Origin of the sequence: Pseudomonas juntendi (assembly GCF_009932375.1) — a bacterium.
Lineage (GTDB): Bacteria > Pseudomonadota > Gammaproteobacteria > Pseudomonadales > Pseudomonadaceae > Aquipseudomonas > Aquipseudomonas juntendi.
Genome location: NZ_BLJG01000563.1, coordinates 1 through 308, shown reverse-complemented (window position 1 = coordinate 308; position 308 = coordinate 1). Strand labels below are relative to the sequence as shown.

At 64.3% G+C, this 308-nt stretch carries 1 protein-coding gene; it reads right to left on the bottom strand.

Annotated features, from left to right (window positions below):
• Window positions 1–119: 119 nt before the first annotated feature.
• A partial coding sequence (locus GYA94_RS27275) for an NAD(P)/FAD-dependent oxidoreductase (protein WP_174824232.1) occupies window positions 120–308 on the bottom strand: 189 nt, incomplete at its 5' end.

The following is a 308-nucleotide window of genomic DNA, read 5'->3' as shown; positions in this document are numbered from 1 at the left end:
GGTACTGCACAAAACCCCGTGGGAGCGGGCATGCCCGCGAAGGGGCGCGAAGCGGCCCAGATTCCGGCGCTGGGCACGGGCCAGCAAAAAGCGTTCCGTGCTGCTGAATGGATTCTACTCTACACGAACTGCGCTGCGGCGTTGGCCGATGCCCAGGCCCACTGGAAGTTGAAGCCACCCAGGTGGCCGGTGACATCCAGCACTTCGCCGATAAAGTACAGCCCGGGGCTTTTCAGCGACTCCATGGTCTTGGACGACACTTCGCGGGTATCCACGCCGCCCAGGGTCACTTCGGCGGTGCGGTAGCC